Below are 3279 nucleotides of genomic sequence, written 5' to 3' on the forward strand. Positions count from 1 at the left end.
ACTCCCACGTGCTTCAGCCGTGGGAGAAGGTCAATTTTATAACAGTTCTCTGTTTTTTGCCCGATGTGCCTGGAGCATTAAATTGTAGATGCCGATATCGAGCCTGGCAAACCGGTCGTCGTTGGCCTCACCTTTTTTCCAGCGGTAGTAAAGTTGCTGGAGTACGACCGCGATTTTGTAGAAGGCAAAGGTGAGATGATAATGGATGGTAGATAAATCACGTCCGCTTTTTGCAGCGTACAAATCGGCGAACTCCCGGCGCGTCAGAAAGCCGGGCTGGATGGTGACGGACGCAAGCCCGGTTTCCACCTCACCGGGTTCTGCCCAGTAGGCCAGACTGCATGCGAGATCGGTGAGCGGATGTATCGCTCGATCGCCTCCTAGTTAATGGAGGTTGTTTGCGGCTTCACGCTGTTTTTGTTCATCGCCTGTTCCCCTTCTGAACGCTTTAAGCACCTGCTTTGCGACAACCATACGGTGCACTTCGTCCGGGCCGTCATAAATACGGGCTGTCCGCGCCTCGCGGTAAAATCCTTCAAGCGGCGTATCGCCTGTAATTCCGAGTGCGCCGTGTACCTGGATAGCCCGGTCGATAACATCATGCAGCACTTTGGCTCCGTAGAACTTGATCATGGAGATTTCTTTGCGCGCCTCATCGCCCTGGTCCATTTTCCAGGCGGCATATAGCGTCATCAGGCGGGCGGCTTCAATCTCCGCCGCAGAATCGGCGATGAAATTTTGGATGGATTGAAACTCGGACAGCGGTTTGCCGCGTGTAATCCGTTGAGAAGCATACTGAACCATTAAATCAAAGCTACGCTTTGCTACGCCGATCCAGCGCATGGCGTGCGTAATCCGACCCGGACCGAGTCGGAGCTGGGCGAGGGAAAATCCTTCGCCGCGCGGGCCGAGCAGATTCTCTTTCGGCACGCGGCAGTTTGTATAGCGCACTTCACAGTGCCCGCCGGTATAGTGATCGCCAATCACAGGTACTTCGCGCACAATTTCAAAGCCCGGATTGTCGGCATCGACCAGAAACATGCTGAATCGCTTATGCGGCGGGGCGTCCGGATCGGTCATCGCCATGACAATGGAAAACGAAGCGCCGAGAGCCCCGGTGGTAAACCATTTATGGGCGTTAATAACCCACTCGTCTCCGTCCAATTCGGCGTATGCTTGAAGCATTGTCGGGTCGGAACCGGATACTTCCGGTTCGGTCATGGCAAAGCAGGAGCGGATTTCTCCGTTTACAAGCGGAATGAGATACTTCTCTTTCTGCTCCGGAGAGCCGGCTTTCCATAAGATTTCACCGTTTCCAGCATCGGGTGCCATCGAGCCGAAAATATACGGAGCGATAGGACTTCTGCCGATGATTTCCGAGAGGAGGCCAAGCGATACGAAGCCCATTCCCATGCCGCCGACTTCTTTCGGCATATGGCCAGCCCACAGTCCCATTTCCTTTACGCGTGCCTGCAGCGGCCGCAAAATATCTTCCGGTAAACCGCGGTGTGGAACCATATGCTTTTCGTTTGGATAGACGTATTCCTCCATAAATGCGGTCGCTTTTTCAATCATGTCCTGCTGTTCCGGTGACGGGCTGAAATTGAACAAACTGATCACTCCTTTAAAATATAGAATTGCCTATATATTCAAGCAAAAACAATGCCAATGTTCACTCGCTGCAATTTTTATTATTTTTAGGAAAGCGAACACAAAACGACTTATGCTTAAAATAGACGGTAAATTTTAAAGTATTACTATATTCTGAAAAAAATATAGTATAATGATAGTAAAAATGCAAGGATGATAGAAAAGTGATGGTGAAAACTAATGGTCAAATTACAAACGTTGTTTACCTCTATCTTTCAGTCCAGTTACGATGGAATATATGTGGCTGATGCAAATGGAAATGGCGTAATGGTGAATGAGGCGTATACGCGAATCACAGGCGTACAAAAAGAAGAACTGATCGGAAGAAATCTGCAGGAACTTGAGCGGGAAGGCATCATTTCTGAATCTGTATCCTTCAAAGTATTGAAAAGCAAGAAACCGATGACGATCGTGCAAACGGTCAGGGGAAAAGAAGTGCTGGCAACCGGTAGTCCGGTATATAACGAACAGGGTGAGATTGAATACATCGTTACCAATATACGGGATATTTCCGAGTTGAACCGGCTGAAGCTGGAACTGCAGCAGTCTAAGGCGTTAACGCAAAAATTTATAAATGAGATTAAAGAGTTTAAGATGAAAGAGAAGATGCAGCTTCTGCTTGACGGCGTTATCGCTCACAGCAAAGAAATGATTCAGGTGCTGCACCTTGTACAAAAAGTGGCAAGGGTAGACTCGACGGTACTCCTGCTAGGAGAGTCGGGTGTGGGCAAGGAGGTTATCGCCAAACTGATTCACCGGGCAAGTAATCGGGCGCAGGGACCGCTCATCAAAGTGAACTGCGCTGCCATTCCGCAGCATTTGCTGGAATCGGAGCTATTCGGCTACGAGAAGGGGGCATTTACAGGGGCGGATAGCCGGGGAAAGCCGGGTCTGTTCGAGCAGGCGGAAGGCGGCACGATTTTCCTGGATGAAATTGGGGATATGCCGCTTGATTTACAGGCAAAACTGCTACGGGTACTACAGGAATTGGAAATTACGAGAGTCGGTGGGAGAAAAAGCGTGAAAGTGAATGTACGGGTTTTATCCGCTACCCATCAATCGCTAGAGGCGATGGTGGAAAGGGGGACATTCCGGCAGGATTTATATTACCGCCTGAACATTATTCCTATCAAAATCCCTCCGCTTCGGGAGCGTAAGGATGATATCATGCCGTTGGCGTGCTTTTTCCTGAATAAAATGAATGAAAAATACGGATTGGACAAAAGGTTTCATCCGGATGTTTTCCCTTTTATGGAACAGTATGCGTGGCCGGGCAACATCCGTGAAATGGAAAACCTGATTGAGCGGCTCTCCATTACCGTCGACCAGCGGGAAATCAAAATATCCGACTTTCCCTTTACTTTGCCGAAAATTGATGAAAGCAATACGAAAAAAACAACGCTCAAAGAGCTGCTGGAGCATGTAGAACGAAACATGATTGAGCAAAATCTGGCCGAGCATAAAACGACGCGTAAAACGGCCAAGGTTCTCGGAATTAGCCAGTCGTCCCTCGTCAAAAAAATTCAGAAGCTCGGCATTAAATGAAAACGATTACAATATTCATCGCTGATTCCATATGGAATCAGCCGGCGCAGAGAGGAAGGGATTCAGATGGCAACCTGATCCCTT

The 3279-nt window shown here is 48.9% G+C and carries 3 protein-coding genes; 1 reads left to right on the top strand and 2 read right to left on the bottom strand.

The features are described 5' to 3' along the window. Positions 1–36: 36 nt before the first annotated feature. Both ADA01nite_RS21370 and ADA01nite_RS21375 read right to left on the bottom strand, forming a co-directional pair. Positions 37–309, bottom strand: coding sequence for a hypothetical protein (locus ADA01nite_RS21370; RefSeq protein WP_146812449.1), 273 nt, complete (start codon positions 307–309; stop codon positions 37–39). 75 nt (positions 310–384) lie between these two features. Beyond that, positions 385–1611 (bottom strand): acyl-CoA dehydrogenase family protein, encoded by a 1227-nt coding sequence (locus tag ADA01nite_RS21375; protein WP_146812450.1) that lies wholly within the window; start codon positions 1609–1611, stop codon positions 385–387. A gap of 219 nt (positions 1612–1830) precedes the next feature. Here ADA01nite_RS21375 and ADA01nite_RS21380 point away from each other — a divergent pair, with 219 nt between their 5' ends. After that, entirely contained in the window at positions 1831–3195 is a 1365-nt protein-coding gene (locus tag ADA01nite_RS21380) for a sigma-54 interaction domain-containing protein (RefSeq protein WP_146812451.1), read from the top strand. Positions 3196–3279 lie beyond the last annotated feature (84 nt).

Source organism: Aneurinibacillus danicus, assembly GCF_007991215.1.
GTDB lineage: Bacteria > Bacillota > Bacilli > Aneurinibacillales > Aneurinibacillaceae > Aneurinibacillus > Aneurinibacillus danicus.